The sequence below is a fragment of the Streptomyces sp. NPDC030021 genome (assembly GCF_055574035.1).
This window is the reverse complement of record NZ_JBVIAH010000020.1, coordinates 104,919-129,519: the sequence shown is the minus strand read 5'-3', so window position 1 is coordinate 129,519 and position 24,601 is coordinate 104,919. Positions and strand designations below refer to the sequence as shown.

Sequence of the window (24,601 nt, the reverse complement as noted above, 5' to 3'; positions counted from 1 at the left end):
ACCGACGGAGACATGAGCGGTGCGCGTGGCCGCGAGGGCGGTCTCGGCCTGCTCCGTGGAGGACAGGGTCGTGTGCATGCTGCAGACCCTGGCCTCGTCCCCCTCGGCGGCCGACGCGCCCGAGGCACCCGTGCGGACCCGGGACATGGCCCCCGCCGGCTTTCACCGGGCGCTCGCCGTGCACCAGGCCGTCCCGCGTACTCGAGGCGTGCCGCTGGACATTGCTGAGGCGGCCGCACGGCAGGCCCGCGTGCTGCGCGAGCTCAGCCAGTGGGCGTTCCCCGACCCGGAGGAGCACGCCGACGACCAGCCGGCGCCGATCGGCACCGGCGTCCAGCGGCGGCGCCGGGAGTTCGCCGCCACGGAGACCGCGGCCCTGCACCGGGCCCGAGCCGAGCGCGCCCAGCGGGGCCGGGGCAGCAGTCCTCCTTCCGCAGGCTGCCCCGCTTCGGACCTGGGCCTGACCTGGCGATAGCTGACCGGGCAGGGCGGCCCTGGTGCAGGGGGTGGCCCACTACAAGTCGGTTGGGGCGAGGACGGGTTCCCGTGAACGTCCGCGGCGTTGTCAGCGCAGAGGACCACAATCAGATGGGATCACCCACATAGAGCACCGGGAGCATGATGGATCGACGCCTCATCCAGACTGCGGTTTTCGGGAGTTCGGACTCTGACGAGCCTGCCCTGTGTCCCGAGACCGTGGAGGAGCTGGACGCCTTCCGCCTCGAGCACGAGAGCACCACCATCTGGTGCGGCACCAAGTTCGAAGGCGGCTGCGGCCGCCGGCTCACGACGCGCCGGTGTACCGACAAGATCTGCCACTTCGCCCACTACGGCGCGGACGGTGCCGGTCAGCGGTGCACCCGCACGATGAAGGGCAAGGACAGCGCGGATCACCTCTTCGCCAAGGCCCACCTGGCGTCATGGCTGCGCACCCACAACATGACTGCCGAGTTCACCTACCCCGAACCGCTGGCCTCCGCCGTGCGGGCTCGACTGGATGACGGCCGGACCTTCCTGCTTCATCTCGACCGCAACGTCCCGTCGCCTGGGACGACGAAGCCTGGGAGCTCGTCCTGGGACCGGGCGTGCCAGTCGTCGCGAACATCCTCGAGCGGCGTGGCTACGTCCACCGCATTCGCTTCGAGGACCGGCCCGGCGGCGGCCGCGTCATGAGGTTCGGAACCGAACTCCCGGGCCGGGGCACCACCTGGGAGAGCCTGGACGAGGCCACTCTTACTTCTCAAGGCCTGACCACGACGGACAGGCCCGACGGCGTTCGCATACCCCTGACCGAAGCATCGCCGGGAAGCGCATCGAGTAAGCGGTCCATCGTCACTGTCACCCGCTCCCACACACGCTCAGTCATGGCAGCCCGCCAGAACGACCCCGTCAAACGTGCGGTGATGCACCTCGACCGAGCCCTCCGCGAGCAGACGGATCAGATCCACAGCGCGGTGAACACCATCCGACTGCTGCTGGAGGAGAGCCAGACGCCGGAGAACATCGCCCGCCTGCGGATTGCCCTGGGCCGTGGGCAGGACTGGACGGAGCAGCGCGCCAGGCGCCGGCGGGCGGTCATTGACCAGCTGAAGGAACAGCCGACGCCAGCCCTTCTCCTGAAAGCCGCACAGCTGGTGGAGGACCCGGACGCCACGCCTGAGGAGCGGAAGGCCGTACACGCGGCGCGTGAGCGGCAGGCAGCTCACCAGCGTGCGTTGGCCGAGGAGCGCCTGGCCAAGGCCCGCCAGCTGGCAGACGAGCAGCACTGGCGGGAAGCTGAGCAGCACCAACGGGAAGCGGAGCGCCGGAGCCAGGCTGAGCGGGCCTTGGCCGAGAGGCGCCGCCAGGCCGATGCTGCGGAGCATCAGGCGCATGCCGAGAAGCTGGCCTACCTGGCACTGTTCGTCTCCGGGGCCCTGAAGAAGGCGGCCCGAGAGGGGCGGACCACCACCTGGGAGGAAATCGCACAGAAGACCGGCCAGCGGCAGCTGATCCGCCTCACCTACCACGACAAACTGGGCCTCTTGGAGACGATCGAAAAGAACACCCTCCCCAGCAGCCCCCTGTGGTCGACCGTCCTCGCCGCTGCCGGCACCGGTGAAGCACTACGCCTTCACCGCGAAGTCTCACACCTGCTCCAGCGGGACCTCCCTCACCAAGACAGCGACCTGCTCACCCTGCTCACAACGGACTGCGCCCAGCTCCGCCGTCAGTAACGGGAGCAGGGTCGGTAGATCAGCGTCGTGCGGGCCGCCGAGCGGACTCGCCGCCAACCGCCGCCGTCGCGCTGGTGGATCGAGTACCGCATCGGCGTCTCCCGCAGACCTGACCGCGTCCACACCCGCGCCTGCGAGATCACCAGCCGCGGCCGGGCGGCTACCAGGGAGTCGGTCCTGGAAGTGCCGCAGCCCGTACCGTCGGTCATCGCGTGTCCGCTGTGCCGACCCGACAGGGAGCTGGGCCCTTCTCGACAGCTGACAACAGCGGGTCGATGGCGACCCCGGCGCGGCCACCGAGGCCGCAGCCCTGCGTCGGGCCCGCGCGGAGAAGACCGGCCGTTTGGTCGTTCCGCAGCGTCTGGAACAGACGGCGTGAACGGCGGGTCAGGTGCTGCCTTCGGGCCGTACGGCGTCCTTGTCTGGGGCGGGCACGGCCTGGTCGTCGTCGGCAGCCCAGAGCGCGCGACCGAGGAAGTACAGGACGACCATCCCGGCGTAGATGAACGCGCCCCGGCCCAGGATCAACACGAAGACGTTCGCGTCGCTGCGCGGGGAGCTGTAGGCCGGTCAGCCGCGCGCAGCGAGGCCGCCGTGCTTGGGGTGCGTCTGATCGTCATGGTGGTGGCTGCGGTGGACCGCTGGGGAGGAACGACCGGATGCTCCTTGTCAGCCGGGTGGCTTCGGAGAGGCCGTAGCCGCGGCACAGCAGCAGGTACGCGCCGATGGGCCAGGCGAGGAACGCCGTGGGGATGAGGAGGCTTGCTGAGATCCCGAAGCGTCCGAGCAGCACCGACACGGCTGACACCGCGAGAGCCGACCAGAGGCATGCCTTCGCCAGTCGGCGCCCGTCCAGCCGGTCCGGTTCAATGTCGGCGTCTGCCGGGATCTCGGAGTCGGGAAGGATATGCATGAACTGGTCGGCGGCCACGTTGTTGGCGATCGCGGCGGCCAGCCCACCGAGCTTCTTCGCGGCGCCGTCGCGGTCCACCAGCAGTGCGTCAGCAGCTTGTGCAATGGCTGTCTCGACGCGTTCGGCGTGCTCGCGCAGACCCGCCCGGAGGTCCTTCCGGTTGCCGAACGCGGAGGCGGCATAGGTCGCTGTGCGCCGAAGGGGCAGTCCCAGCTCGGCGGACATCTCCCGGAGCTTCACCGCTTCCGTGTATCGGCTGTCGGCGAGCGTGACCAGGTCCGCGCTCGCCGATAACAGCGCCATCGCCGGGTACAGCGGTCCGTAGCAACGGTCAATGTGCTCCCCGTGACGGACCTCGCTCACATAGACACGCAGGGCCGCGCCGATGAGTATGGCCCCCGCAAGCAGGCCGATCTGTGTCCACATCGTCGGCCACGGGGTGCAATTTCCCGCTTCAGGGACAAGCCTGCCTTCAGGTGAGCAACCCGCCACGTTGAGGAAGACCGGGAAGAAGCAGACGCCTATGGCGATCAGTGCCGGGCCAGCCAGGCGCCACAGTCCTTCCCGCTTGTAGGCCAGCGCCTGTCGGATGCGGTCCCCGTCGAAGGGGACCCCGAGCTCACCCGCCGACCTTTCGGCTGCAGCAACCTTCGCCTCTACATGCCGGTGGTGCCAGCGCAACAGCGGGTGCCGCCGGGTCGTAACGGTTTCTGTCTCGCTCATTCTTCCCCCACGCTCACAGACGAGAGCAGCGTAGGGCTGAGAGCTGACAGGGCGTCGGTGAATAGGGAGACCCGCACTGCCTGGCAGGAGGTGATGATTGCCGGCGGCCGACTGCCTGCAGGGGGCTTTGGTGTACGTGAGTCCCCCGAACACACGGTCCTGCCGAATCCGGCCAGTGCAGTGCATTGCCGCCAATTCCCGGTGATCTGGTCACAGCGCCGCTGACCTCGAGCTACACAGGACCAGGGGGCTGTCGTCCGCTGCCCCGTGACGGTTCGGGACGGGGGACTCGGCAGTTGCTCACGATCAACGTGGCGGTACTCCTGGCGTTCATCGTCTTCCTGAGGCTGCGCCGCCGTACCGAGGCCCGGAGCCGGTTCGACGAGAAGATGACCGTGGTCATCGTCCTGGCGCTGGGCCTCATCCTTGCCCCCACCGACGTCGGCCAGGGCATTGCCCACTTTCTCGGCCAGCTGGTCAGCGGTGCTTCTCAGGCCGGCCAGTGACCGGCGGACTCCTTCCCCAGTGGTGCACCGACAGCTCGCGCCCTGCTGCATCGCGCCCGGGGCGGGGCAGGTGAGCGGCCGCCGCCCTGTCCGGCGCTCGGGTCGCCGGCCCAGCAGGTCCCGGCGGCGGAAGAATCAGCGCCTGGAGCAGGTGGTCCTCGCCGCTCTGGCGGCCGCGGTCGTACTCAGTCTGGCGGCGACCGCGCTGCGGTGGCTGGTCGCCCACCCCTGGTTCGTGGCCGCCGTACTGCTGGCGGCCGCCGCTGGGGCCGCCGCCTGGGCGTGGCGCCGTGGGGAGGCCGCCCGGTGGGAGCAGGTCCGGGCGAGCAGTCTGCGTTACGCACTGAGCCACCTCGACGCTCTTCATCACCGGGCGTTTGAGTTCGCGGTGCGGGACCTGATGCGCCGCGACGGCTGCACGGACGCACAGCAGGTCGGCGGGCGCGGTGACAACGGCGCCGACGTCAAGGCCACCGATCCGTACGGGCGCCGGTGGGTCATCCAGTGCAAACACCGCAAGGACGGCTGGTCGGGCAAGCCCGTCGGGAGCCCCGACCTTCAGGTGCTGAACGGCACTGGCAGGCAGGTCCACCACGGTGACGTCGTGGTCATGTTGACCAACGGCCGTATCACCGCGGACGCCGCGCAGTTCGCAAAGTCCCAGCGGCTCCACCTCGTCGACCGCCATCTCCTCGCTGAATGGGCCGGCGGATCCCGTCCCCTGTGGGAACTCCTGCGCGCACTCCCTTCAGGCGGCCGCCGCCCAGGGAGGGGGAAGACATGAGGACGGCTCGGGAACTGCTGCCTGAGGGAACGATCGGGTGAACCGTATCCGCAGAGGAGATCGGTCCCGACCCGGCGCCTTTCAGGCGCCCGCTGATCTGCGACCTCTGCATGACCGGAGTCCTCCCCGTCCGCGGCTACAAGACCGTGCCCAGCCTCTTCCGGCTCGGGTCCGGGCTCCAGCACGAGGCCGGCTGCGACCTCAACCCGACCGAGGTCATCGACTCCATCGCCCGCGACTCCCACGGCCTGGCCCACGTCGACCAGGGCATCCTCCGCCTGGAACTCCCCTCAGACCTCTCCGGAGCACCCAGCCCGGACGAACCGACGGGCACCGGACCCGACAGCGTCGTCCGCACCCGGAACATCACCACGGTCCGCCCCACCTGCCACCCGCGATCACCAGCGCAGCGAAGATCGCCCGGTTCCTGCAGATGCACGGCTTCGACCCCAAGATCGTGAAGAAGTTCAAAGTCCGGCCACACGGCCACACCCCGGTCCCCTGGGGCGAGTTCTGCTACGGCCCCGACAACGACTCCCTGGCCGCCCTCTACGTCCGGCAGCTCAGTGCGACGCCCGCCTCCCACCCCGTCGCGGTCCACGGCACCGTCCAAGCGGTCCGTACCGACAACGGAGGCCGCCAGTACGTCACCCTCGCCACCGACGTCCCCGCCCAGCAGGGCCGCTTCCACGTCGTCGTGCGCTCCATGTACGAGAACCTCATCAACCCGCTCACCCCCGGCACCCGCGTGCTGGCCCTCGGAGACTGGTCCGTCCTCACCCGCAGCCACATCCCGCAGCTCCGGCTCTTCGCGGACGCGCACTGGCAGATCGCTTACTGGAACGACGACGAAGCAACCGGCCGCCCCACCACGCCGACGTGCCCGCCGCCCGTCACAGCCCGCCAGCGAGCGGCGGCCAAGAACCAGAAGCCCGCGGCGAAGCAACCGGCACCGGTGCCGCCACCGGCCGTACCGTCCCCACCGAAACGGCCAGCTACGCCCTACCCGGACAGCACCGACCGTGTCATCAAGGCCGTCCTCGCACCGCCCCCTCCTCTCACTCCGGCGCCCGCCCACGCGCCGCCGCCCGTGCCGCCCCAGGCCCAGCAGCCGGCCCCGCCACCAGCGCCAGCACCGGCACAGGCACTGGTCGAACCCGCCGAGGTGTTCATCCCTCCGAAGCCTGCAGGGCCTCCGCCGCCCGTTCCTCCTCAGCGGCGCAAGGGTCTGTTCCGCTGGCTGGGCAAACGCCGCTGACTTCGGTGAGGCGCTCTTTTAACCCTGTCTGCGGGAACCTGCTCTGGTGGGGCCGCTGCGGATAGGGTCGGGGCAGCTCGTGCCAGCATGGGTGTACGGGTCAGGCCCGGTGCCCAGAGCGCTCTGGGGGCAGTACCACCGGGCTGTCCCGCCCCGCACCGACGATCGAGCTGCTCACGCAGCTGGTCGGCCGGAGCCAGCTGATACTTCCTGGCCGTCGGCCAGACCACGGTGCCGAAGCCCCGTACGACCGCTGCGGCACCGGCGGCGGCTGCCGGGCCCGAAGCGTCGGTGCGGACTCGGGACATGGCCCCGAAGGCTTTCCCGGGCGGCCGAGAATTCAAGGATCACCCGGATTTTCCCGGACCGCGGTGACCTGGTCGGCTGGCGCCGAAGGGGCGGGCCCTCGGCGAGCGACTGGCCGCACCACAGGCAGCGGCGATGCTGTGCTCGTCGGCGGATTCGGAACCTACATCGCCTTCCTGCATCCGGCCGTCGGCATCGCCCTCCTGGTCGGCATCAGCGTGATGACCCTTCTGCACCTGCTGCTCAAGTAGTGCCCGGCGGGGAACCACGTGCCCGGACACAGAAGCCCCGCCAACGTGCGGGGCTTTCGCGCGTCACGGATCAGTCACAGCCCACCCACACCGGTCCCGGCGCCGACACCATGACTCGATGCGCACACACCACACCATCACCCTCCTCGCCGCCGCCGGCCTCCTCGCCCTCACCGGCTGCTCCGAGGCCGTCACCAGCGAGCCCAAGCCCGACGACAAGGTTGCCGCCTCGCCGTCCGCATCGCAGTCGAGCATCGCCCCCGAGGCGCTCAGCTCCGCAGCCGCAGCCGCCGGCATCCCGCCCAGCCCCGCCCCCGAGCAGCGCGCCATCTACCTCGCCGCGCTCAACAAGATCGACCCCGAGATCGTCAACGGCAAGGACGACAAGGCCGTCAGCCGCGGGCTGAGTCAGTGCCAGTCCATGAAGGACGAGAAGGACCCGACCAAGCGTGTCGAGTCCACGAACCGGCGCTTCATCAGCCCCAACCATCCGGACGGCTTCGGCCCCACCAAGGCCGCCTTCATCCTCGCCGCCGTACAAACCAACCTCTGCCCCACGTACTGACGGGGGCCACTGGCTGCGTAGGTGAGAGCGGAGAGCGAATGTCGGTGAGTCCTGGCATTGGTTCGCCCTCAAGAGACCTCGGAATGTCGGTGAGAAGTAGGTTCTGGCACAGATCTTGGGGAGCCGTCGCGGAGTGTTACCTCGGTGTTCGATTGCGAAGAGACTGGCTCGTGCGAGACGGCGTACGCCTTGTCGTCTGACGGTCGGAAGTGACGCTCCCTCAGGTGTCTGCCGGCCGCTGCTGCGGCGGGTTGTGGGCGGTGATGGTGCTGGTCATGCAGACCGATGCGCCGTTCTCGGACTCGCTGGTGTTCGACGGGATCGATGATGTGGATGTCGAGGCGGTGACCGCCGCGTTCGGCACGGTCGAGGTGGTGGCGAGAGGCCACGCGGCCGGGGCGGCGTGTCCGGACTGCGGGCGCTTCTCAGAACGAGTCCACGACCGTTATCAGCGCAGGCTGAAGGACCTTCCGCTCGCTGAGCAGGGCTTTGTGATCCGGCTGACGGTCCGGCGTTTCATCTGCGGGTCGGCGGACTGCCCGCGCCGGACGTTCGCTGAGCCGTTCTCCCGACTGGCCGCCCCGCACGCACGGTTCACCACTCGGCTCAACCACGCCTTGGAGCGAGTGGGGCTCGCGCTGGCCGGGCGAGCCGGCGCCCGGCTGGCTGCCCAGCTGGGCTTCGGCGCGGGACGGATGACCTTGTTGCGCAGAGTCATGGCATTGCCCGATCCGCAGTTCAGTACTCCGCGGGTGCTGGGCGTGGACGACTTCGCGATCCGTCGCGGTCAGACCTACTCCACCGTCTTGACCAGCGTCGAAGACCGTCGCGTGGTCGATGTGCTCCCCACGCGTGAAGCCGGGCCGCTGGCCGCATGGCTGACCCGCCACCCCGGCGTGGAGATCATCTGCCGAGACCGGGCGGGCGCCTACGCAGAGGGCGCACGCCGCGGTGCCCCCGACGCTCTACAGGTCGCCGACCGGTTCCATCTGTGGCAGGGCCTCGGCCGGGCCGTGGAGACCTGCGTCGCCGCCCACCGCGACTGCCTGCGCAACCCTTCGCCCAGCAGCCTGCTGCCGGAAACCACCCGACCGGACTCCGGTCGGCCACAGGACCACTCGGCACTCGTTGGCCGGCGAGCCGAGCGCAAGAAGGCCGCACACGCCCTGGTCCACGAGCTTCTTGCCCGAGGCAACTCACGCCGCGCGATCGCCCGGCACCTGGGCTGGGGCCTCAACACTGTGCTCCGGTACGCGGCCGCCGCACGCTGGCAGGACACCTTCCGCGAGAACCGGCCCCGGCCCAGCAGACTGGACCCCTACAAGCCCTACCTGGAGCGACGATTCGCCGAGGGATGCACCAGCGTCACCCGACTACACGGTGAACTGGTTGCCGAGCACGCTCCCGTCACCTACGCCATGGTCCGCGCCCACATCGCTACCTTGCGCGGGGCTCCGCCCGGAACCCCGCCCCGGCCGCCGACGGTGCGGCAGGTGACCGGCTGGCTCACCCGTCACCCCACCGCCCTCAGCGAAGAGGACCGCGCTGGTCTGAAGAATGTCCTGGCCCGCTGTCCTGAACTGGACACGGCAGCCGGGCATGTCCGCGACTTCGGCGAGTTACTCAGCGGCCGCCTCGGCGCCAGGCTCCCTGCCTGGATCGACGCAGTCGATGCCAGCCAACTACCCGGCCTCACCGGCTTCGCACTCCACCTGCACCGGGACTTCGACGCCGTGACAGCCGGGCTCACCCTGGCCTGGAGTTCGGGCAGCATCGAGGGCGCCGTGAACCGCATCAAGAAGATCAAGAGGCAGCTCTACGGACGAGCCGGATTCGACCTACTCCGCAAGTTGATCCTGCTTCAGTGACGCTCCGCAACCACTCCCCAGAACCGATTTTCGAGAGCAGTGTGTTGGTCTGCTTCGAAGCGTGGTCGACGGGGTGAGATGTGGATGTCAGGCGGCTTGTGTCTGCCAGTCATCGGTCCGACCAGTGTCCGATGGGACGCTGGGGACAGGTACGGCACTCGAAGACGTAGACGTTGATGCCGCAAGTGTCCAGAAGGGTCGGGTTGAACGCCTCGGATTCCCATAGCCAGCGGGTCTCGGTCTCCTCGGTGGCCCGGTCTTCCTCGGGAAGCCACGTGCGCCAGGACTCATTGTTGAATTCCCCCTCGGTCACGGTCAGAAGGTGCTCCATCCGGCCGCCGCACGTTTCGCAGTCCGGCCAGCAGGGCTCCTGGCGCCAGCCCGGGTAGCCGCCCAGCTTGATCCCCGGCGCGTCTGCGAGATGCGACGAGTAGCGCAGCCCGGTCTCGGCCAGCAGTGCCTCGGAACGGTCCGCAAGCGCGTCCTCGAGATCCCAGGACAGGTCATTCCTCGGATATTCGGTCACCTGCTCGGGGTGAACGACACAGGGTGCCGGGTACCAGCCGTCGGGAAGCCCGGCCGCCGCCGGTGCAGGCGTCGGCCCTACCTCCCGGATGGCGCGGGAGTCCCTCCAGTACACCAGGGGCAGCGGGTAGCAGTAGGTGCCGTGCGCGTAGGGACACCACACGACCTGGAGCAGATCTGTGCCCTCGGGGAAGGGCAGGCCGGGTACGTCGACGCGGCGGACCTGCACGATGGGGGCCATGGGTGCGGCGGGTTCAAGGCGGCTCGTGGTGTCCGGGTCGTAGTGCTCCGCACTGCACACCGGCCATGGTTCGTCGGCCGGCCACATCAGAGGACCCCCGACGGAGCTGTCACGGTATGTCGGAGAACCGGGGCGCGGGTGGAGGCGGACGGACTCACGGCGGAAGGGAAGCAGCTCAGGGAAGAGGCTCTCCACGTCGACCGGGCGGGCAGGTGTGTGACGGGACATGTGCCGAACTCTAGAACCGGAGTACGACAGCCAGCCCCACCGGCCTTGTCGCGCTCTGGACCAGGGCACTGCATCTTCTCAAGAGGATCGAGAGCCTGCTCTACAGTCGAGCCGGATTCGAACTTCCCCGCAAGGTGATCCTGCTTCAGTAACGCTGCGCGACGGCTCCCCAAGATCTGTGCCAGAACCCGCAACTCGCTGACAAAGCCAGGGCCACAGACCACCACGGTGCGGGTGGGTGCGGGTACGGCCGCCCGGGATGGGGGCCCCGGGCGGTACCCCGCAGAAGGGGAGGCGGCATGGCCAAGCGGACCGACCTCACCACCTACGCCTACCACAAGCAGCGCGCCCGCCTCTTCGACCCGGTCCGCGAGTACCGCGCTCTGGCCGGGCTGCCCTGGAGCGTGGAGCCCATGGCCGGCTGGGCGGTTCTCCCACCGCGGCGATGTCCCCGGCAGTCCCGGCTGGAGTGACGAGGAGAAGGAGAGGGGCGACCGGATATGGGGAGTGCTCTAGGTTCTGTCCGGCGGATCCTGGCATGTGTTGCAATGGTTGAGTGAAGTTTGAACATGACAACATGGTCGGGGTCCACCTGGCCGTGTCGCTGGTGAATCTCGAGTCGAGTGGTTCCTGGGGGTCTGAGGCACTGGAACGGGCACTGCAGGAGCATGCGATCCGGCGTTCGCGTGTCACTGGCTCGGCCGGTGAGAAGATCAGGGTGTGGTCGCGGCGTTTGAGGCCCGTTTTCGAGGCTGCCTCGCAGGACGAACGGTGCGAGATGATCAACGCTCTGCTCGCGGACGGCGCTGGAAGCGTGTACCTGACCACGCACGACGACTTGCGGCCACATCTGCACTTCGCACCGGACGGCCAGGACGTCCAAAGCCGTGTGAAAGCCGTGACCGCGGGAGCTCTGGCCATCTTCACCATGGAGGCCGAGGGGGAACGGCTGGGCGTCTGCTCGCTGGACTCCTGTCGGACCGCCTTCGTCGACACCAGCCGCAGCGGTCGCCGCGCCTACTGCTGCGCGCGCTGTGCCAACACCGATGCGGTCCGCCGCCACCGCATGAAGCGGCGCTAGCCAGCCTTCCGCCCGGTTGTAAGCGCTATGCCGAGACCAGCGCCAGGACGAGCGGGACGGCGGCGATCCCAAGAAGTGTCTGCGTCGCGGTGATCCCGGCCATCAGGGGTGCGTCGCCGCCGAGTTGCCTCGCCATGATGTACGAGGACGATGCCGTGGGCAGGGCCTGGAAGAGCACGGCGATGATCAGCGCCTGGGATCCCAGGCCGACCATCTGAGCCGCCAGGAAGGTCGCGGCGGGCATGAGGGCGAACTTGACGGACGACGACGTGAGGATCGGCGCCGCCCACGACCGTGCCGCACCGAAGCGCAGCGCGGCGCCGATGCACAGCAGCCCCAGCGGCATCGAGGCGGCTCCGAGTGCCTGGAGCGCGGGCTCTACGCCCGGCGGCAGGCGCAGATCGAGAGCCTGAAGGAGGATGCCTCCCGCGCAGGCGAGGATGAGCGGGTTGGTCACGAGCTGTTTGACGATGCCCGCAAGACGCAGGCGTGCGCTCCCGAACCGCGCGAAGACCAGCACGCACAAGACGTTGACCGTGGGCACGATCGCCGCGTTGCAGACCGCGGCGGTGGCGATGCCCTGGGTGCCGTACAGGCCGGCAGCGATGGTCACGCCGATGTAGTTGTTGAACCTGACGCTGCCCTGGAAGACGGAGGTGAAGCCGTCGTCTTTCAGTCGCATCATGGGCCTGAAGGCGATGATCAGCACGGCGACTGTCACCGTGGAGGCGACCAGAGTGCCTGCCAGGGCCGCTACCGGCAGATCGTCAGTGTCGGCCGTCGCCAGACTGTGCAGGAACAGAGCCGGCAGCAGCACGTGATAGCTGAGGCGCTCGGCTGCGGACCAGAAGCCCTCGGCCGTGATCATCGATCGCTTGAGCGCGTAGCCCAGCGCGATCAGCAGGACGACCGGGATCAGGGCCTTGACGGTCAGTGCGATCACGCCGGGATCCCGTCCAGCGTGGCGACGATGATGCGGCAGCCCTCTTCCAGGGTGGCGATGTCGGTGGCGAAGGAGAGCCGCAGGTGGCCCGGCGCGCCGAAGGCGCTGCCCGGGACGGTCGCGCATCCCGCTTCGAGGAGGGAGTTCGCTGCCGTGAGGTCGTCGCCCTTCGCAAGGCGCGGAAGGAGGTAGAACGCGCCGTCGGGTTCCAGTGTGTCCAGGTGCCGGCTCTGCTGCAGAATTGCCAGAGCCGCGTCGCGCCGTTGGCGGTATGTTTCACACCGTTCCGCCAGCAGTTCCTGCGGTCCCTCCAGGGCGGCGACAGCGGCGATCTGGCTGACGGTCGCCGTCTGCGTGCAGTTCTGTGTCTGTACGGCGGTGATACGGCGGACAAGTTCGGCCGGGCCGAACCCCCAGCCGACCCTCCAGCCGGTCATCGCGTACGCCTTGGAGGCGCCGTCGACGAGCAGGATCCGCTCGTGCAGATCAGGTGCGACCTGCGCGATGCTGATGTACTCGCCCTCGCCGTAGCGGATGTGGGCGTAGATCTCGTCCGAAAGAATCATCGCCGAGGGGTGCCGTCGCAGGACTTCGGCGAGACCGGTCAGGGTGTCATGGCTGTAGGTGGCGCCCGAGGGGTTTCCGGGAGCGTTGAGCACGACCCAGCGTGTGCGTTCGGTCATGGCCGCTTCCAGGGTGTCGGGAGCGATTCTGAACCCTGATTCGGCCGAGCAGGCAATGATCACGGGCACGGCGCCGCACAGGCGAACCATGTCCGGGTAACTTGCCCAGTAGGGCGCCGGGATGATCACCTCGTCGCCCGGGCCCAGGGTGGCGAGGAGCGCGTTGAAGATGACCTGTTTGGCACCGCATCCCACGGCCACCTCGGCATCGGTGTAACTCAGGGTGCGGTCTCGTTCCAGCGCGTGCCGTGCGGCCTGGCGCAGTTCCGGTATCCCGTTGGCGGGGGCGTAGCCCAACGGGCGGGCGGCGGCCTCCTGGGCGGCAAGAACCGCGTGCGCAGGCGGGGCGAAGTCGGGCTCGCCGAGCGTGAGGTCGATGATGCGACGGCCTGCCGCGCGATACTCGGCCGCGCGGCGGGCCATCTCCAGGATGGGTGAGCCGGAAGGTGTCACCGGGCAGCCAGTCACCGGCCAGCCCTCCCCGAGCCGAAGGGAACATCCGTAGAGTCGGTGGCCGCTCTGACTCGCCGGTGGGGGTGGGAAGAGTCAGTGCCCTGGGCACTGGGTGTCAAAGAGTGCATGCCGACAGGTTGATGTAACGCTGCGAGGCATGACAACCATTACAGGATTCCCGTGCGGCGCAAGTTGCGCCCACTCGTCGTTCGTAAGATCACCCCGCCCCACGACCGCAACAATGACCCAACTCGAGGATCCCGGCGGCTTCACCCTCGACCGGCTCCTGCAGCTCCCGCACCAGGACATGGTCGACGACGTCGTCCACCAGCTCTACCTGGCCACCACCGGCCCCCTGGAGGCGCTGCGCGGCCGCACCCAGGCCCCAGGGCTGCATTAGGCGTTGGGGACCAGCGGTACAGCCGTTGGCGCTAGGGACTTGATCTTGATCGTCTAGCACAGGCGATCGGCGCTCATCGGCCTCCGTGCGCATCCAGCCGTCGCCCCGGGCCTCCCCGCTGCCGCGCACCCTGCGCCGGCGCTCCGCCCGCATCCGGTACGCCCCCGGCGTTTGCTTCATCTCCACTGCCCGCACCCCTGTCCATACTTGACGCACGCCACCGCCTCGCGCGCTGACGTGACAGGCACTGTGACCTGCAAAGAGGACAGGAAGCCGTACAGGTTTCCTCGAACACCGCCCGGCACACGACGGGGAGCACCTGGCGGAGGAGTCCGCGGGGCCCGGGCGTACGGTCGAGGGGTGAGCACGACGTTGACGGAGCCGGTGGAGTCCCGGCCATGGCGGCTCGAGGACGGGCCCGAGCCCACGGTCTGAAGCTGGCCTGCAGGCGACCGCCCGGCCCTGCAGGTGTGGTCCCCGCGGGGCGTGGCGGTACGGGGCTGTGATGGCGCGGCACGACTGGGCTGACGGCAGGGTGATCTACAAGGTGGCCGTCGACCTGGACGGGTCGACCAGCACGGTGTCCCGGTTCTACCCCATGGCCGCAGCCGGGCCTGCGCCGGGCGCATGGGTCCAGGTCGGAGCCCTCCGCCTCGGGCCCGCCGACGCTGGCCGCCGGTCGGCGGAGCGTCGACTCCGCGTAGAGACAGGCGGGGCTAGGCGGCTACAGGTGGGCCAGGTGGTGGAGGTTTCCGTGGGCGGTGGTCCAGGCGACGTCGTCGACCTGGTGGCCGGTGTACTCGGGGATGACGCGGTGCAGGTACTCCTCGCGTACGGCCTCGCGGGCCGCAGGTGGCGGGACGTCGGCGAGGGAGTCCAGGGCGGCGACCATCTCCTTCCACCATGTCTCGGGCAGGCCGGGGTTCTCGTCGAGGACGGGGCGTGGGGAGGCGATCGGGTCGGGGGCGAGGGCGTACAGCTCGGCCCGGTAGGCGTAGCCCTCGGTGGTCCAGTCCCGGATGCGGAACAGGTCGGGGCGCGGCACCGAGGCGGGGAGGGTGCGGGAGGTGGAGGGGCCGTTCTACAGGGTGCCGCCCTGGGTGCCGGTCTCGGCGCAGACCACGGGGAGCCAGTGCGGGCCGGCGGCCGAGGAGAGGGTGCGGCCCCGGTACCCCACACCCGGTGGCCGGTGGCGCGCAGGCCGAACTGGTCGGCGGCGTGCTGCCGGGCGGCCAGCATCCGGTCGACGGGGGCGGGGGCGGGGGCCTCGAACATGGCGGGTCCTACCTCGGTGGGAGACGGCGGCCGCGTCCTTGGATACCAGCTCGGTGGCGAGGGCCGCGGCCTGTTCCACGGTGAGGCCGGAGCGCCCGGCCAGGTCCCCGAAGGTGAGGCGGGCGCCGGAGACCAGGGCCTCCAGCACGGGGCGCACGGAGGTGTGGAGCTCCCATTCGTGTCCGGCGGCGCGCAGCACGACGGCCTCGTCGGCTCCCTCCAGCGCGGCCCGGGCGGTGGTGAGGGCCAGGACCAGGCCGGGGTCGGCGGGGACGTCGCCGATGTACGGGAGGGAGGGGGCCGGGCGGCCGGGGTCGCGGGCGTCCAGACAGGCGGCGAACTCCGAGACGATGTGGGGGTGGAGCGCCTCGGTGACTTCTTTGCGCAGCTGCTCGGCGTACGCGGTGCGCTCGGCGGGGCTGGCCACGGTGGGCACGTTCGGGCGCAGGGTGGGGGAGTGGAGGAGCTGTCCGGCCAGCCACACCAGGAGGTGGTGTCCGGTCGCCGGGGTCAGGCCGCATGTCAGGTGCAGGGAGCGGCCCTGGGTGGCGGCCACCGCGTGCCACCAGCCCCGCGGCGCGTACAGCATGTCCCCGGCCTGCAGGACCACCTCGGCGAGCGGCAGCCCCTCGGGCTTCTCGGGCGCTTCGACGTCCAGGCGCAGCGGGTCCGTACGGGTCGCCCCGTACAGGGTCCACCGCTTCGCCCCTTCGAGCTGGAAGATCACCGTGTCCTGTCCGGGCCCGTCGCGGACTACGACGCGCACTGTGGCAGACGTGCCGAGGTTCGGGGAAGGCGTCCAGCTCTCCAGCGGCTGAGGGAACAGCCCCCGTAGTTGTCTGCCAGCACGGGCTGTCACGTCGGGAGGGTTCCGTGGCCGGGGAGAGGTTCACCCGCTCACAGAGGCAGGCCTGCGATCACAGCCGCTGCCGCCCGTAGTCAGCAGCAACTGTTCCCTGGCCAGTACAACCAGGATTCAATGGGAGCGGACGAACGCGCGGGCCGTGGGTTTCGTATCGGGGAGGTTCAGTGACGGGTTTCGACGTCAGCTCTCTAACTGACATTGAGCGCCAGGTTGTCGACCACGTAGCGCGCGGCGAGACGCTTGATCTGGTTCGCGTTGGCCCAACCACGGCTGAGGCAATGCAGACCTGGGGCGAGGCCCGGACGGTGCGCGCCAAGGTGCTAAGGGAGATCGTCCGGGGGCGCCTGGTCGACGATCCTGATCCGCGTGGTTTGCGCCTGCGCGGAGCTCGGATCACTGGCCGGTTCGACCTGGAGAATGTGGCAAGTGCGGTTGGCGTCGAATTGACCGACTGCTTCCTTGAGGAAGGCCTCCATGCTTATGGCGCGCAGTTCCCTGTTCTGGCGCTTGTTGGATGCTTGGCTCTCGGAGAAATTAACTTGGGTGGTGCACGTATCGGATTGCTCGATTTTTCGAGTGCCATGCTATGTAACGCACGTGGTGCAGCCCTGTATGCCAATGGAGTTCAGGTTGACGCTGCACTCATATTAATGAACGGATTCAGTGCCCGAGGAACCGGAGAAGTGGGAGCTGTTCACCTGTCAGGAGCACGCATCGGGGGTTGGCTGAACTGTGAAGGAGCCGACATGCGCAATCACTCCGGACCGGCTCTGAAGGCAAACCAGGCGAGTCTTTGGTCGCTTAACCTGCGAGACTTCGTGGCTATCGGCGCCGGATCAGGAGCGGTAGTGAATCTGGAGCGGGTGGAGGTCGCGGGAGCACTCGTATTCTCCCCAGGGCAGCTGGAGCATGACACTGACTCTCGTCTAAGGCTACTGGTCGACGGTCTGACCTACAGGGGCTTGCCCATTGGGTACTCTTCCAGGCAATGGCTCGATCTCCTGCAACAGGCCACGCCTGCGTATGCCGCACAGCCGTACCAGCAGCTCGCCGCTGTTCACCGGGATGCAGGACACGACCGAGAAGTCCGTAGGATTTTGATGGCACAGCGCAGCGACCAACTTCACCGCCGCGCGCTGACAGGACGAAGCGAGCGCACCTGGACTCGACTGACCGGTGTGGCATTGGGCTATGGCTACCAACCCTGGCGTGCCCTGATAGGAATGCTCGCTGTAGTCACTACCGCTGTTGTCCTCACCTTGATAGCAGGGACGCACGGAGGCCTGTCACCCACACGAGCTGCTTCAGCGAGCTGCTCCCTGACCGAGAAGATCGGGGCTGGCCTGGACACCGCCCTCCCGGTGATCGCAACCGGGCCCGCAGACCGGTGCAAGGCAAACAACAGCGCTGCAGGGCAGCTGATCACCATGGCCAGCTGGGGGCTGAGGATCCTCGCCTGGGGCTTTGCCACGTTGTTCGTCGCTGGCTTCACCGGAGTGGTTCGCAAGCCATAGCCCCGAGCGCCCCGAACCCTGGTACGACGCCGATGTCCGCTGGCATGCCCGGGCCTGCTGGAGGCCGCCGTCGCCTGGCCCGCATCCGAACGGCTCGCACAGGCAGAACTGCTGCGCCTGGCCCTGGCGGGGTGGACCTCGCCCGAACGAGGCCTGCCGGTTGACAGTTTTTACGAGGCGATCGCCGACACAACCTGCTCAGCCACCACGCTCCGCAGCCGCCGCGACGAGTGGATACGACAGGGCGTCTTCGCCCGGCTCAAACGGATCGCGCTCGACGCCTACCAAGGCACTCGGAGGCGGCGAAGTGGCCGGGCGTTCCCCCGTCGATCGCGGCAAAAAGGGACTGAAACGCTCGGGCATGACGGACGGATACGGCATTCCACTGGGTCGTGTCCTGACCGGCGCCAACCGCCACGACTCCCCGCTGCTCGCCCCGACCCTGGACCGCCTGAACGACCTGGGACCGTTGCCCGACAACGTCACCGTGCACCTGGACGCCGACTACGACTCGGACAAGACCCGCACTCTACTCAACGAAGGCGGCCTCCACGGCCGCATCGCGCACGAAGGCGAGAAGGCACACATCCAGGCCAGTCAGCGCTGGCACGTCGAACGCACCCACGCCTGGCAGAACGCCTTCCAGCGGCTCGCCCGCTGCCACGAGCGGCGCGCCACCGTCGTTGACGCATTCTTTGACCTCACCGACACGATCATCACCGTGCGCAGCCTGATTCGGCGGGCATGGATAACTCACCGCTGGGACGAACGCCCGAACCGCCGACCATGACCGCACCCCTATCCGCACCACCTCTAACAGAATGGGCCGGAGACCAAGCCGCCGTACGCCTCGTATAGCTGGGCTATGCCACCGCCGTTCAGGAGCTCGTTGCCGACGACGGCCGGTCCGTGGGCCAGCAGCACGTACTGGACCCCTCACGGGTCCCGCCGGGCCGCGCCGCGCTCTGGGTGCAGCTCCAGGAGGTTCCGTTCGCGCCGTCGTCCGATGCCGCGGGCGAGCTGGACGTCTCGGCGGGGTGGGACGACGAGCGGCTGGTCGCGGGCTATGTGGAGCGGGTGCTCGGCCGGATCGAGGCGCATGCCCCGGGCCTGCGCGCCCTGGTGACCCGGTGGAGTGCGGTCAGTCCGGCGGGGGTCGCCGTGGCCAATCGCAACGCCGTCCGCGGCGACCCCTACGGCGGCTCCGCCGAGCTCGACCATAACCTGATCTGGCGGCCGGGGCTGGGTTCCGGACACCTGGTCGCCCGGCAGCTGTTCGCCGTGCCGCACAGCTCCGTGGCCTGTTCGCCGCAGGGTGAACGGTCCTGCGGCGATCCCTCGCCCGGGCACGGTTCGACCGGTCGGGGGCAAGGGCCGGGGGCTGCTCGAAGGGCCACCCCGGGAACGGGGCGTGCGGACGCTACCGTCCGGTGTAGGTGAACTCGTCGGCCGGGCTGGTGGGAGAGGTGGCCTTGCCGACCGTCACGGTGAGGTTCACCGTCTGGTGGTCGTCGAGCTGACCGGGCGCGGTTGCGGTGATCTGTCCGGTGGAGACGAACTTGACCGAATCGGATGCCTTGTCCTTGAAGTGCACGGTGGCGCCATCGGCGAAGCCCGAGCCGCTGATGGTGACCAGGGTGCCGACCTGTCCGCTGGTCGGGCTGACGGCACTGACCACCACAGGTGCGGGTCCGCCATAGGCGAACTGCCCCATCGCGACGGCCGGGGAGGTGCCGAGGGTGTTGGTGACGCGGACGTGGACGACGCCGGTTCCGTTGGGGACCTTAGCGGTGATCCTGCTGTCGGAGTCGATGTTGCGCGTGGGGCAGGCGAAGTCGCCGAAGTCGACCATGCTGTCCTTGCTGAAACCGGTGCCGTTGATGGTCACCGTGGCGCCTGGTTCGCCGAAGGTGGGGGTCACGTCGGTCACCACCGGTGCGGAAGGGACGGCAGGCGCTCCCACCAGGTCCAGGTAGGTGGAGTTGGCGTGCTGGAAGGCGACCTGGCCGAGGAAGTCCTGGGTGGTCTTGTTGACCAGGTTCTTGGCAAGGCTCGTGTAGCTGGTGTTTATCGGGCAGAGCATGCCGGGCTGGACGTAGACGTTGCCCTTGGTGCGCTTAGAGATCGCCCCGATGAGCAGCTTCACTTCTTCGGTTGCCTGCGGTCCCGGGCTCGGGTACCAGCCGGCGGTGGTGTCGAGATCGGCCCACGCGTGCGGTACCAGGTCGTAGGCGTTGTTGTGGCGCTCGTCGATGACCCACGGCACGGAGTCGAAGTAGTCGACGAAGCTCTGTACGCCGGCGGTGGGAGCGGCATAGGTGATCACCGCGAACTTTGGCTGTTTCGGCCAGGTCTGTGCCTGCAAGTACGGCGCGAGCATGGTGGCGATGCAACCGCCCAGGCTGTGACCGGTCAGATAGACGGTCGGCTGCGGCGAGGAGGGCGCCGAGTTGAGTGCGGCGGTGAGCGCCTGAGCGAGCGTGACGTTCGGGGAGGGTGAGGCGATCGAGCGGGCGTTGACAACCCGTTTGAACGCATCCATCGCCCCCTTGGAAACGGCGATGGGCTTCGGCGATCCGCTTTCGGGGAACGGGACGACTGTGCCGACATCGAGGTCCTCGAGGATGTCGGTCAGATCGGCGTCCGTTCCGCGAGCGACCACGGCGAACTCGTTCGAGCCGTTGGTGCTCCGTGCGATGTAGGCCATATTCGCGTTGGCCTCGCTCAGGGCGAGCCACACCAGCCTCCACGCGCCCTGCGTCGCAAGGCTGGGATCGCTCAGTTGCGCGTTGATGCCGGTGATGATTCGTTCGGTCTGTTGTTGCGGGGTTTCCCCGGACGGACGCGGGGTGGCCCCGGTGGCTGCAAGGGCAGCCAGGGTCATGGTCACCTGGGCGGTTGTCGGATCGGTTGCCATCGTCGTTCCTGCTTCTCGGATGTTTTGCCGGTGCGGAGGCGGGGCGGCCTTTCGGCAGCATCAGGGCAGATCTGTGCCGAACCGGCCGGCAGAGTGGATCGCACACAATCAGACCTCTCCTCTGCGTTGTCCGGTGCTTTTCCTGCCTGCAGGTTGGCCAGGTTCACCTTGTTGGCCGTTCGGCGTACGTGTGTGGGGTTCGCCGAGCCAGGTGCGCAGCGCGGTCGCCAGAGCTGCGGTGTCTGCGGGCAGGCCCGGGGCGGCGGCCCAGGCGACGATGCCGTCGGGGCGGATGAGCGCGGCCGAGGGATCGCCGCGGTCGGCAGGGGCGGCCGCCGCGGTCGACAGGCGCTCCCGCCATCCGGCCGCATCCTCGAAGCGCGGGCACAGGTCTCCCCAGTGATCACAGAACGTCGCAACTGCATGATCACCGAGACCTGTGCCCGTACTGTTGCCAACGTCCTCCGACCGTGCCTATCCGCGCGACCTCTTAGGTGTTCTTTCACCCGGCCAAGGTCGGGCACCGGCCGTTGTGGAGAGGTGAAGGCTGACGGACGTCAGGGGGTCTGACTGGCAGCGGCTGGCCGCAGCGACGTCTGGACGCCTGGCGGCCGCGCCGCCGGGCGTGGTGGGGCAGGGGCGCGCCGGTTCAGCAGGAGCAGCCCCACTGCGGGGTGGGTGCGGTCGAGATGGTTCCGGAGGCCCGGTCGGTGGGTGCGGGCGGGTGGACGGTGGTGCCGGCCTTGATGGTCTCGATCACCTTGATGTCGCGGATCTGATCGGGGTCGACCGTCAGCGGGTTCGCGCTGAGGATGACCAGGTCCGCGAGTTTGCCGACCTCGATACTGCCCTTGCGGTCCTGCTCGCCGTACTGGTGGGCGGCGTTGATGGTGATCGCGCGAACCGCGTCCAGGGCGGAGACCTGCTGGTCGGGGCCGATGACGTGGCCGCTGCGGGTGCGGCGGGTCACCTGGCTGGACAGCACGGCGATCGAGTTCGGCAGCGCCACTGGGGCATCGTGGTGCGAGGTGTAGCGCAGGCCCTTGTCGAGTGCCCAGCGGGCGGGGGAGATGCTCTCCGCCCGCTTCTTACCGAGGACGGTCTCGCGGTACCAGTCGCCCCAGTAGTAGGTGTGCATCGAGAAGAAGGACGGCAGGATTCCCAGCCGAGCGAACACGCCGATCTGGTCCTCGCGGGCGGTCTGCGCGTGGATCGCCACGGTCGGCCGCCGGACCGGCCCGGCGGCCTCGACCGCCTTGAGGAACTGGTCGATCGCCGCGTCGCCGTTGACGTGCGCCAGGACCTGCCAGTCCCGCTCGACCGCCGTACCGATCTGCTTGGCCACCACCGCGTCGTCCGGCACCGCCGGGTACCCGCAGTAGTCCTCGGGCTGTCCGGGCGGCGGCGTCAGGTAGGGCTCGGTGAGCCACGCGGTGCGCCCCTGCGGCGAGCCGTCCAGGACCAGCTTCACGCCGGCCGCGCGGACGCCGTCCACGTACTCGTCACTCACCCCGATCGGGTCGTCGAGCGTGGACGAGGTCGCCTCGTCGGCCTTCACGTACGCGACCACGTCGACCGGGAGCGGCACGGCGGCGGCCGTGTCCCGCAGCGCCTTGAGGTTGGCGAGGGTGGTGCCGCCCTCCTGCACGGTGGTGAAGCCGAAGCTCGCCGCCGTGGCCGCGCCCGTCGCGAACAGCATCAGCAGCTCCCGTTCCGGGAGCCCCACGAGGGCCAGGTCCGAGGCCGGGGTGAACGCCTTCTCCTCCAGCACGCCGTCGGGCTCGCCGTACGAGGGCGGGACGGCGAGTTCGCGCCGCCGGACTACCCCGCCCTCGGGGTCGGGTGTGGCGGCCGAGTACCCGAGCCGCTGCAGGCCGAGGCTGTTCACCGCGCCGAGGTGGAAGGACTGGTGGATGGCGAGCACCGGGCGGTCCGTGGACACCTCGTCGAGGTCGTCTCGGGTGGGGTGCCGGCGCTCGGCGAGCATCGCGTCGTCGTACCCGAAGCCGATGATCCAATCGGAGTCGGCACCTACCGGGCCCGCAGCCCAGGAGTGCAGCTTGTCCTTCAGAGAGGCGAGGTCGGTGATGTCGCCGTCCGGGTCGGCGAGCAGGTTGGCGATGACGGCCTGCAGTCCGATGCCGCCGAGGTGCCCGTGCGCGTCGATGAACCCGGGGAGCAGGGCGCGGCCCCCGAGGTCCCGCACGACGGTGTGCGGGCCGCGCCAGCGTTCCAGCACCTCCTGCTCGGGGCCGACGAGGACGATGGTGCCGGCCTTGATGGCCACCGCTTCGCCCCGTTCGTCGCGGTGCTCCGCGAGCGTGACGATGTCGCCGCCGTGGAGGATGAGGTCGGCCTGCTCGGCCATGCTGGTATCCCGTTCGGTAGAAGGATGGTGAAAGCGGCCCAGAGCCTAGAAGCGACGTGGGCAAACTTCGCCGAGGACGGCCAGACTTCACTGGAACGGGTCAGCGCGGTCGGGGAACGGGGGCCGCGCAGGGGGCAAGGAAGCCGTCACCGGTGATGCGGTAGCAAATCAGGCCCCGGGGACCAGCTCGGCCCTGATGCCAGCCGACAACCTCAGCGTGACCAGCTCCTCGACCCTGGTCGCCGGGTCGACGTGGTCGATGGTCCCGATTTCCATGTCGACCCGGCCCTCGCGCAGTGGCAACGAGCTCCGGGCGCGCCACGCTGAACCTGGCTCGTGGTCGCGTCCGCCGGGGTGTGTGGGGTGGCACCCGTCTGCGACCCAGCCCCCCGGCCATACGAGTCGGTCAGGTGGCGGGGTCGTAAGTGATCCTCGCGTTGGGGCAGTCGGCCGCGTAGCGCAGGAGTGCCTCGCGTTCGGCCGGGTCGATGGCGAGGCTCCAGCGGTGCTTGGTGGTGACCCATTCGCCGAGGTAGCGGCAGTGGACCGCGGGCATCGGCATCCAGGTGGCCGGGTCCTGGTCGGACTTCTGGCGGTTGGAGCGGGCGGTGACTCCGACGAGGGTGACGTCGGAGCCGAGGTCGTTGGCGTAGCGGCGGCGGCGTTCGGTGGTCCAGCCGTAGCCGCCAGCTGGCGGGGAGCGTCATTCGAGGTGTGCGGTATGCGTGCCGGATGGTCGCCATCTTCCCCGTGGTGGCTCTTTGAGCCGTCGAGGGCAACTCCGTCCTCTTGCTGGCAAAGGCGCATGACCGGTGGCGGAGGTTCAGGAAATTTATCGAGCCGAGGAAACCGCCACGGCCCGGCTGGCGGCGACGGTCGGCAGGTCGTCGTCGTCGAGGGAGGGGAGCCCTGGTGGAGGCTCCCCTCATACGCGGGTAGTCGGGAACCGCGCTTAGGGGAGGCCGGGCCAGTTGCCAGCGATCGGCTTCGGGTAGCCCTCGTCGACCTTGTCGGCCGCAATGTCATACCGCATGTACTCGGAGCCGCGGAAGAAGAACGCCTTGCCGTTGTTCCACACCACGCCGCCGTCGAGGTCCGACGCCCACAGGCCGGGCCAGTTGCCGGTGATCGGCTTCGGGTAGCCCTCGTCGACCTTGTCGGCCGCGATGTCGTAGCGGACGTACTCGGCGCCGCGGAAGAAGTACGCCTTGCCGTTGTTCCACACCACGGAGGCGTCGATGTGGTCCGGGAACAGTCCCTTCCAGTTGCCGGTGATCGGCTTCGGGTAGCCCTCGTCGACCTTGTCGGCCGCGATGTCGTAGCGGACGTACTCGGCGCCGCGGAAGAAGTACGCCTTGCCGTTGTTCCACACCACGCCTGCGTCGACGCGGGATGTGAACAGCCCTGGCCAGTTGCCGGCGATCGGCTTCGGGTAGCCGGGGTCTACCTTGTCCATGGTGACGTCGTAGCGGTAGTAGTTTCCGCCGTCGAACAGGTACGCCTTATCTTTGTTCCAGAGCACTGGTGCGGTGACCATTTGCCGAATACCTCCTGAGTGTCGCGGTCGCGTTTCGGGCTTGCGCCGACAACGTTCCACACCCGTCGAGCGTGAGCAGGGGCCGCCCGGAGCTTGATCGTTCCTGCAATGGACATGACCACCCGCGCGGCCCAGTAGTCTGCCCGGATCGCCACGCTGTAGCACGTTCTTGATCGCGCAG

26 protein-coding genes and 2 pseudogenes are annotated in these 24,601 nt (G+C 68.9%); 16 read left to right on the top strand and 12 right to left on the bottom strand.

From position 1 onward, the window contains the following. Positions 1-76: 76 nt before the first annotated feature. From ACZ4YL_RS32345 to ACZ4YL_RS32330, 4 genes and pseudogenes are all read left to right on the top strand, one after another. Positions 77-475 (top strand): hypothetical protein, encoded by a 399-nt coding sequence (locus tag ACZ4YL_RS32345; protein ID WP_468121355.1) that lies wholly within the window; start codon positions 77-79, stop codon positions 473-475. A 221-nt stretch (positions 476-696) separates the two neighbouring features. Further along, positions 697-1,173 (top strand): competence protein CoiA family protein, encoded by a 477-nt coding sequence (locus ACZ4YL_RS32340; protein WP_468121354.1) that lies wholly within the window; start codon positions 697-699, stop codon positions 1,171-1,173. Positions 1,174-1,364: 191 nt separating this feature from the next. Next, positions 1,365-2,216, top strand: a complete 852-nt coding sequence (locus ACZ4YL_RS32335) for a hypothetical protein (protein WP_468121353.1) — start codon at positions 1,365-1,367, stop codon at positions 2,214-2,216. Between the two features lie 27 nt (positions 2,217-2,243). Beyond that, positions 2,244-2,450 (top strand): annotated as a pseudogene (locus ACZ4YL_RS32330) (DUF6233 domain-containing protein); the annotation flags it as partial. Positions 2,451-2,603: 153 nt separating this feature from the next. Here the strand turns inward: ACZ4YL_RS32330 and ACZ4YL_RS32325 are convergent. Beyond that, on the bottom strand, positions 2,604-2,744 hold the full coding sequence (locus ACZ4YL_RS32325) for a hypothetical protein (protein WP_468121374.1): 141 nt from the start codon (positions 2,742-2,744) through the stop codon (positions 2,604-2,606). Positions 2,745-2,832: 88 nt separating this feature from the next. After that, positions 2,833-3,852, bottom strand: coding sequence for a hypothetical protein (locus ACZ4YL_RS32320; protein WP_468121352.1), 1,020 nt, complete (start codon positions 3,850-3,852; stop codon positions 2,833-2,835). Between the two features lie 296 nt (positions 3,853-4,148). Between ACZ4YL_RS32320 and ACZ4YL_RS32315 the strand changes: the two genes are divergently transcribed. The 6 genes from ACZ4YL_RS32315 (at position 4,149) to ACZ4YL_RS32290 (ending at position 9,390) form a co-directional block, all read left to right on the top strand. Continuing rightward, complete coding sequence (locus tag ACZ4YL_RS32315) at positions 4,149-4,358, top strand: hypothetical protein (RefSeq protein ID WP_468121351.1); 210 nt, start codon at positions 4,149-4,151, stop codon at positions 4,356-4,358. Positions 4,359-4,428: 70 nt separating this feature from the next. Further along, on the top strand, positions 4,429-5,142 hold the full coding sequence (locus ACZ4YL_RS32310; RefSeq protein ID WP_468121350.1) for a restriction endonuclease: 714 nt from the start codon (positions 4,429-4,431) through the stop codon (positions 5,140-5,142). A 110-nt stretch (positions 5,143-5,252) separates the two neighbouring features. Next, on the top strand, positions 5,253-5,603 hold the full coding sequence (locus ACZ4YL_RS32305; RefSeq protein ID WP_468121349.1) for a hypothetical protein: 351 nt from the start codon (positions 5,253-5,255) through the stop codon (positions 5,601-5,603). Further along, positions 5,600-6,400, top strand: a complete 801-nt coding sequence (locus tag ACZ4YL_RS32300) for a hypothetical protein (protein WP_468121348.1) — start codon at positions 5,600-5,602, stop codon at positions 6,398-6,400. Before ACZ4YL_RS32305 ends, ACZ4YL_RS32300 begins: the two co-directional genes overlap by 4 nt. A 675-nt stretch (positions 6,401-7,075) precedes the next feature. Further along, entirely contained in the window at positions 7,076-7,522 is a 447-nt protein-coding gene (locus tag ACZ4YL_RS32295) for a DUF732 domain-containing protein (protein WP_361718964.1), read from the top strand. A 224-nt stretch (positions 7,523-7,746) separates the two neighbouring features. Then, positions 7,747-9,390, top strand: a complete 1,644-nt coding sequence (locus tag ACZ4YL_RS32290; protein WP_468121347.1) for an ISL3 family transposase — start codon at positions 7,747-7,749, stop codon at positions 9,388-9,390. A 109-nt stretch (positions 9,391-9,499) separates the two neighbouring features. On the opposite strand, the gene ACZ4YL_RS32285 is transcribed toward ACZ4YL_RS32290, so the two are convergent. Beyond that, the gene (locus ACZ4YL_RS32285) at positions 9,500-10,384 is read right to left on the bottom strand and encodes a YwqG family protein (RefSeq protein WP_468121346.1); all 885 of its coding nucleotides are present in this window, start codon (positions 10,382-10,384) and stop codon (positions 9,500-9,502) included. A 299-nt stretch (positions 10,385-10,683) separates the two neighbouring features. On the opposite strand from ACZ4YL_RS32285, the gene ACZ4YL_RS32280 reads away from it, so the two are divergent. Together ACZ4YL_RS32280 and ACZ4YL_RS32275 are read left to right on the top strand one after the other, a co-directional pair. Then, a complete protein-coding gene (locus ACZ4YL_RS32280) occupies positions 10,684-10,857 on the top strand; it encodes a hypothetical protein (RefSeq protein ID WP_468121345.1) in 174 nt (57 codons plus the stop codon). Positions 10,858-10,940: 83 nt separating this feature from the next. Next, positions 10,941-11,465 carry a CGNR zinc finger domain-containing protein gene (locus ACZ4YL_RS32275; RefSeq protein ID WP_266635016.1) on the top strand — a complete coding sequence of 175 codons (525 nt, stop codon included), beginning with the start codon at positions 10,941-10,943 and terminating at the stop codon, positions 11,463-11,465. A 25-nt stretch (positions 11,466-11,490) separates the two neighbouring features. Here ACZ4YL_RS32275 and ACZ4YL_RS32270 read toward each other — a convergent pair whose 3' ends face one another. Beyond that, the gene (locus tag ACZ4YL_RS32270; protein WP_468121344.1) at positions 11,491-12,408 is read right to left on the bottom strand and encodes an AEC family transporter; all 918 of its coding nucleotides are present in this window, start codon (positions 12,406-12,408) and stop codon (positions 11,491-11,493) included. Further along, complete coding sequence (locus ACZ4YL_RS32265) at positions 12,405-13,514, bottom strand: pyridoxal phosphate-dependent aminotransferase (RefSeq protein WP_468121343.1); 1,110 nt, start codon at positions 13,512-13,514, stop codon at positions 12,405-12,407. Before ACZ4YL_RS32265 ends, ACZ4YL_RS32270 begins: the two co-directional genes overlap by 4 nt. Before the next feature lie 271 nt (positions 13,515-13,785). Here ACZ4YL_RS32265 and ACZ4YL_RS32260 point away from each other — a divergent pair, with 271 nt between their 5' ends. Beyond that, on the top strand, positions 13,786-13,944 hold the full coding sequence (locus ACZ4YL_RS32260; RefSeq protein ID WP_468121342.1) for a hypothetical protein: 159 nt from the start codon (positions 13,786-13,788) through the stop codon (positions 13,942-13,944). A 724-nt stretch (positions 13,945-14,668) separates the two neighbouring features. On the opposite strand, the gene ACZ4YL_RS32255 is transcribed toward ACZ4YL_RS32260, so the two are convergent. Together ACZ4YL_RS32255 and ACZ4YL_RS32250 are read right to left on the bottom strand one after the other, a co-directional pair. Then, positions 14,669-14,989 (bottom strand): hypothetical protein, encoded by a 321-nt coding sequence (locus ACZ4YL_RS32255; RefSeq protein ID WP_468121341.1) that lies wholly within the window; start codon positions 14,987-14,989, stop codon positions 14,669-14,671. A gap of 36 nt (positions 14,990-15,025) precedes the next feature. After that, positions 15,026-16,078, bottom strand: a complete 1,053-nt coding sequence (locus tag ACZ4YL_RS32250) for a JmjC domain-containing protein (protein ID WP_468121340.1) — start codon at positions 16,076-16,078, stop codon at positions 15,026-15,028. A 170-nt stretch (positions 16,079-16,248) separates the two neighbouring features. On the opposite strand from ACZ4YL_RS32250, the gene ACZ4YL_RS32245 reads away from it, so the two are divergent. From ACZ4YL_RS32245 to ACZ4YL_RS32235, 3 genes and pseudogenes are all read left to right on the top strand, one after another. Further along, complete coding sequence (locus ACZ4YL_RS32245; RefSeq protein ID WP_468121339.1) at positions 16,249-17,598, top strand: hypothetical protein; 1,350 nt, start codon at positions 16,249-16,251, stop codon at positions 17,596-17,598. A gap of 171 nt (positions 17,599-17,769) precedes the next feature. Continuing rightward, a pseudogene (locus tag ACZ4YL_RS32240) lies at positions 17,770-18,388 on the top strand (transposase); the annotation flags it as partial. Positions 18,389-18,507: 119 nt separating this feature from the next. Continuing rightward, positions 18,508-19,038, top strand: a complete 531-nt coding sequence (locus ACZ4YL_RS32235) for a hypothetical protein (protein WP_468121338.1) — start codon at positions 18,508-18,510, stop codon at positions 19,036-19,038. On the opposite strand, the gene ACZ4YL_RS32230 is transcribed toward ACZ4YL_RS32235, so the two are convergent. The 5 genes from ACZ4YL_RS32230 to ACZ4YL_RS32210 all read right to left on the bottom strand — a co-directional run bounded on the left by ACZ4YL_RS32230 (position 19,019) and on the right by ACZ4YL_RS32210 (position 24,420). Further along, positions 19,019-20,515 carry an IPT/TIG domain-containing protein gene (locus ACZ4YL_RS32230; protein WP_468121337.1) on the bottom strand — a complete coding sequence of 499 codons (1,497 nt, stop codon included), beginning with the start codon at positions 20,513-20,515 and terminating at the stop codon, positions 19,019-19,021. The two genes, ACZ4YL_RS32235 and ACZ4YL_RS32230, sit on opposite strands and share 20 nt — an antisense overlap. 108 nt (positions 20,516-20,623) lie before the next feature. Then, positions 20,624-20,905, bottom strand: a complete 282-nt coding sequence (locus ACZ4YL_RS32225; protein ID WP_468121371.1) for an aromatic-ring hydroxylase C-terminal domain-containing protein — start codon at positions 20,903-20,905, stop codon at positions 20,624-20,626. A gap of 259 nt (positions 20,906-21,164) precedes the next feature. Continuing rightward, positions 21,165-22,883 carry an amidohydrolase gene (locus tag ACZ4YL_RS32220; protein WP_468121336.1) on the bottom strand — a complete coding sequence of 573 codons (1,719 nt, stop codon included), beginning with the start codon at positions 22,881-22,883 and terminating at the stop codon, positions 21,165-21,167. A 406-nt stretch (positions 22,884-23,289) separates the two neighbouring features. After that, complete coding sequence (locus ACZ4YL_RS32215) at positions 23,290-23,445, bottom strand: hypothetical protein (RefSeq protein WP_468121335.1); 156 nt, start codon at positions 23,443-23,445, stop codon at positions 23,290-23,292. A gap of 390 nt (positions 23,446-23,835) precedes the next feature. Further along, entirely contained in the window at positions 23,836-24,420 is a 585-nt protein-coding gene (locus ACZ4YL_RS32210; protein WP_468121334.1) for a hemopexin repeat-containing protein, read from the bottom strand. Positions 24,421-24,601 lie beyond the last annotated feature (181 nt).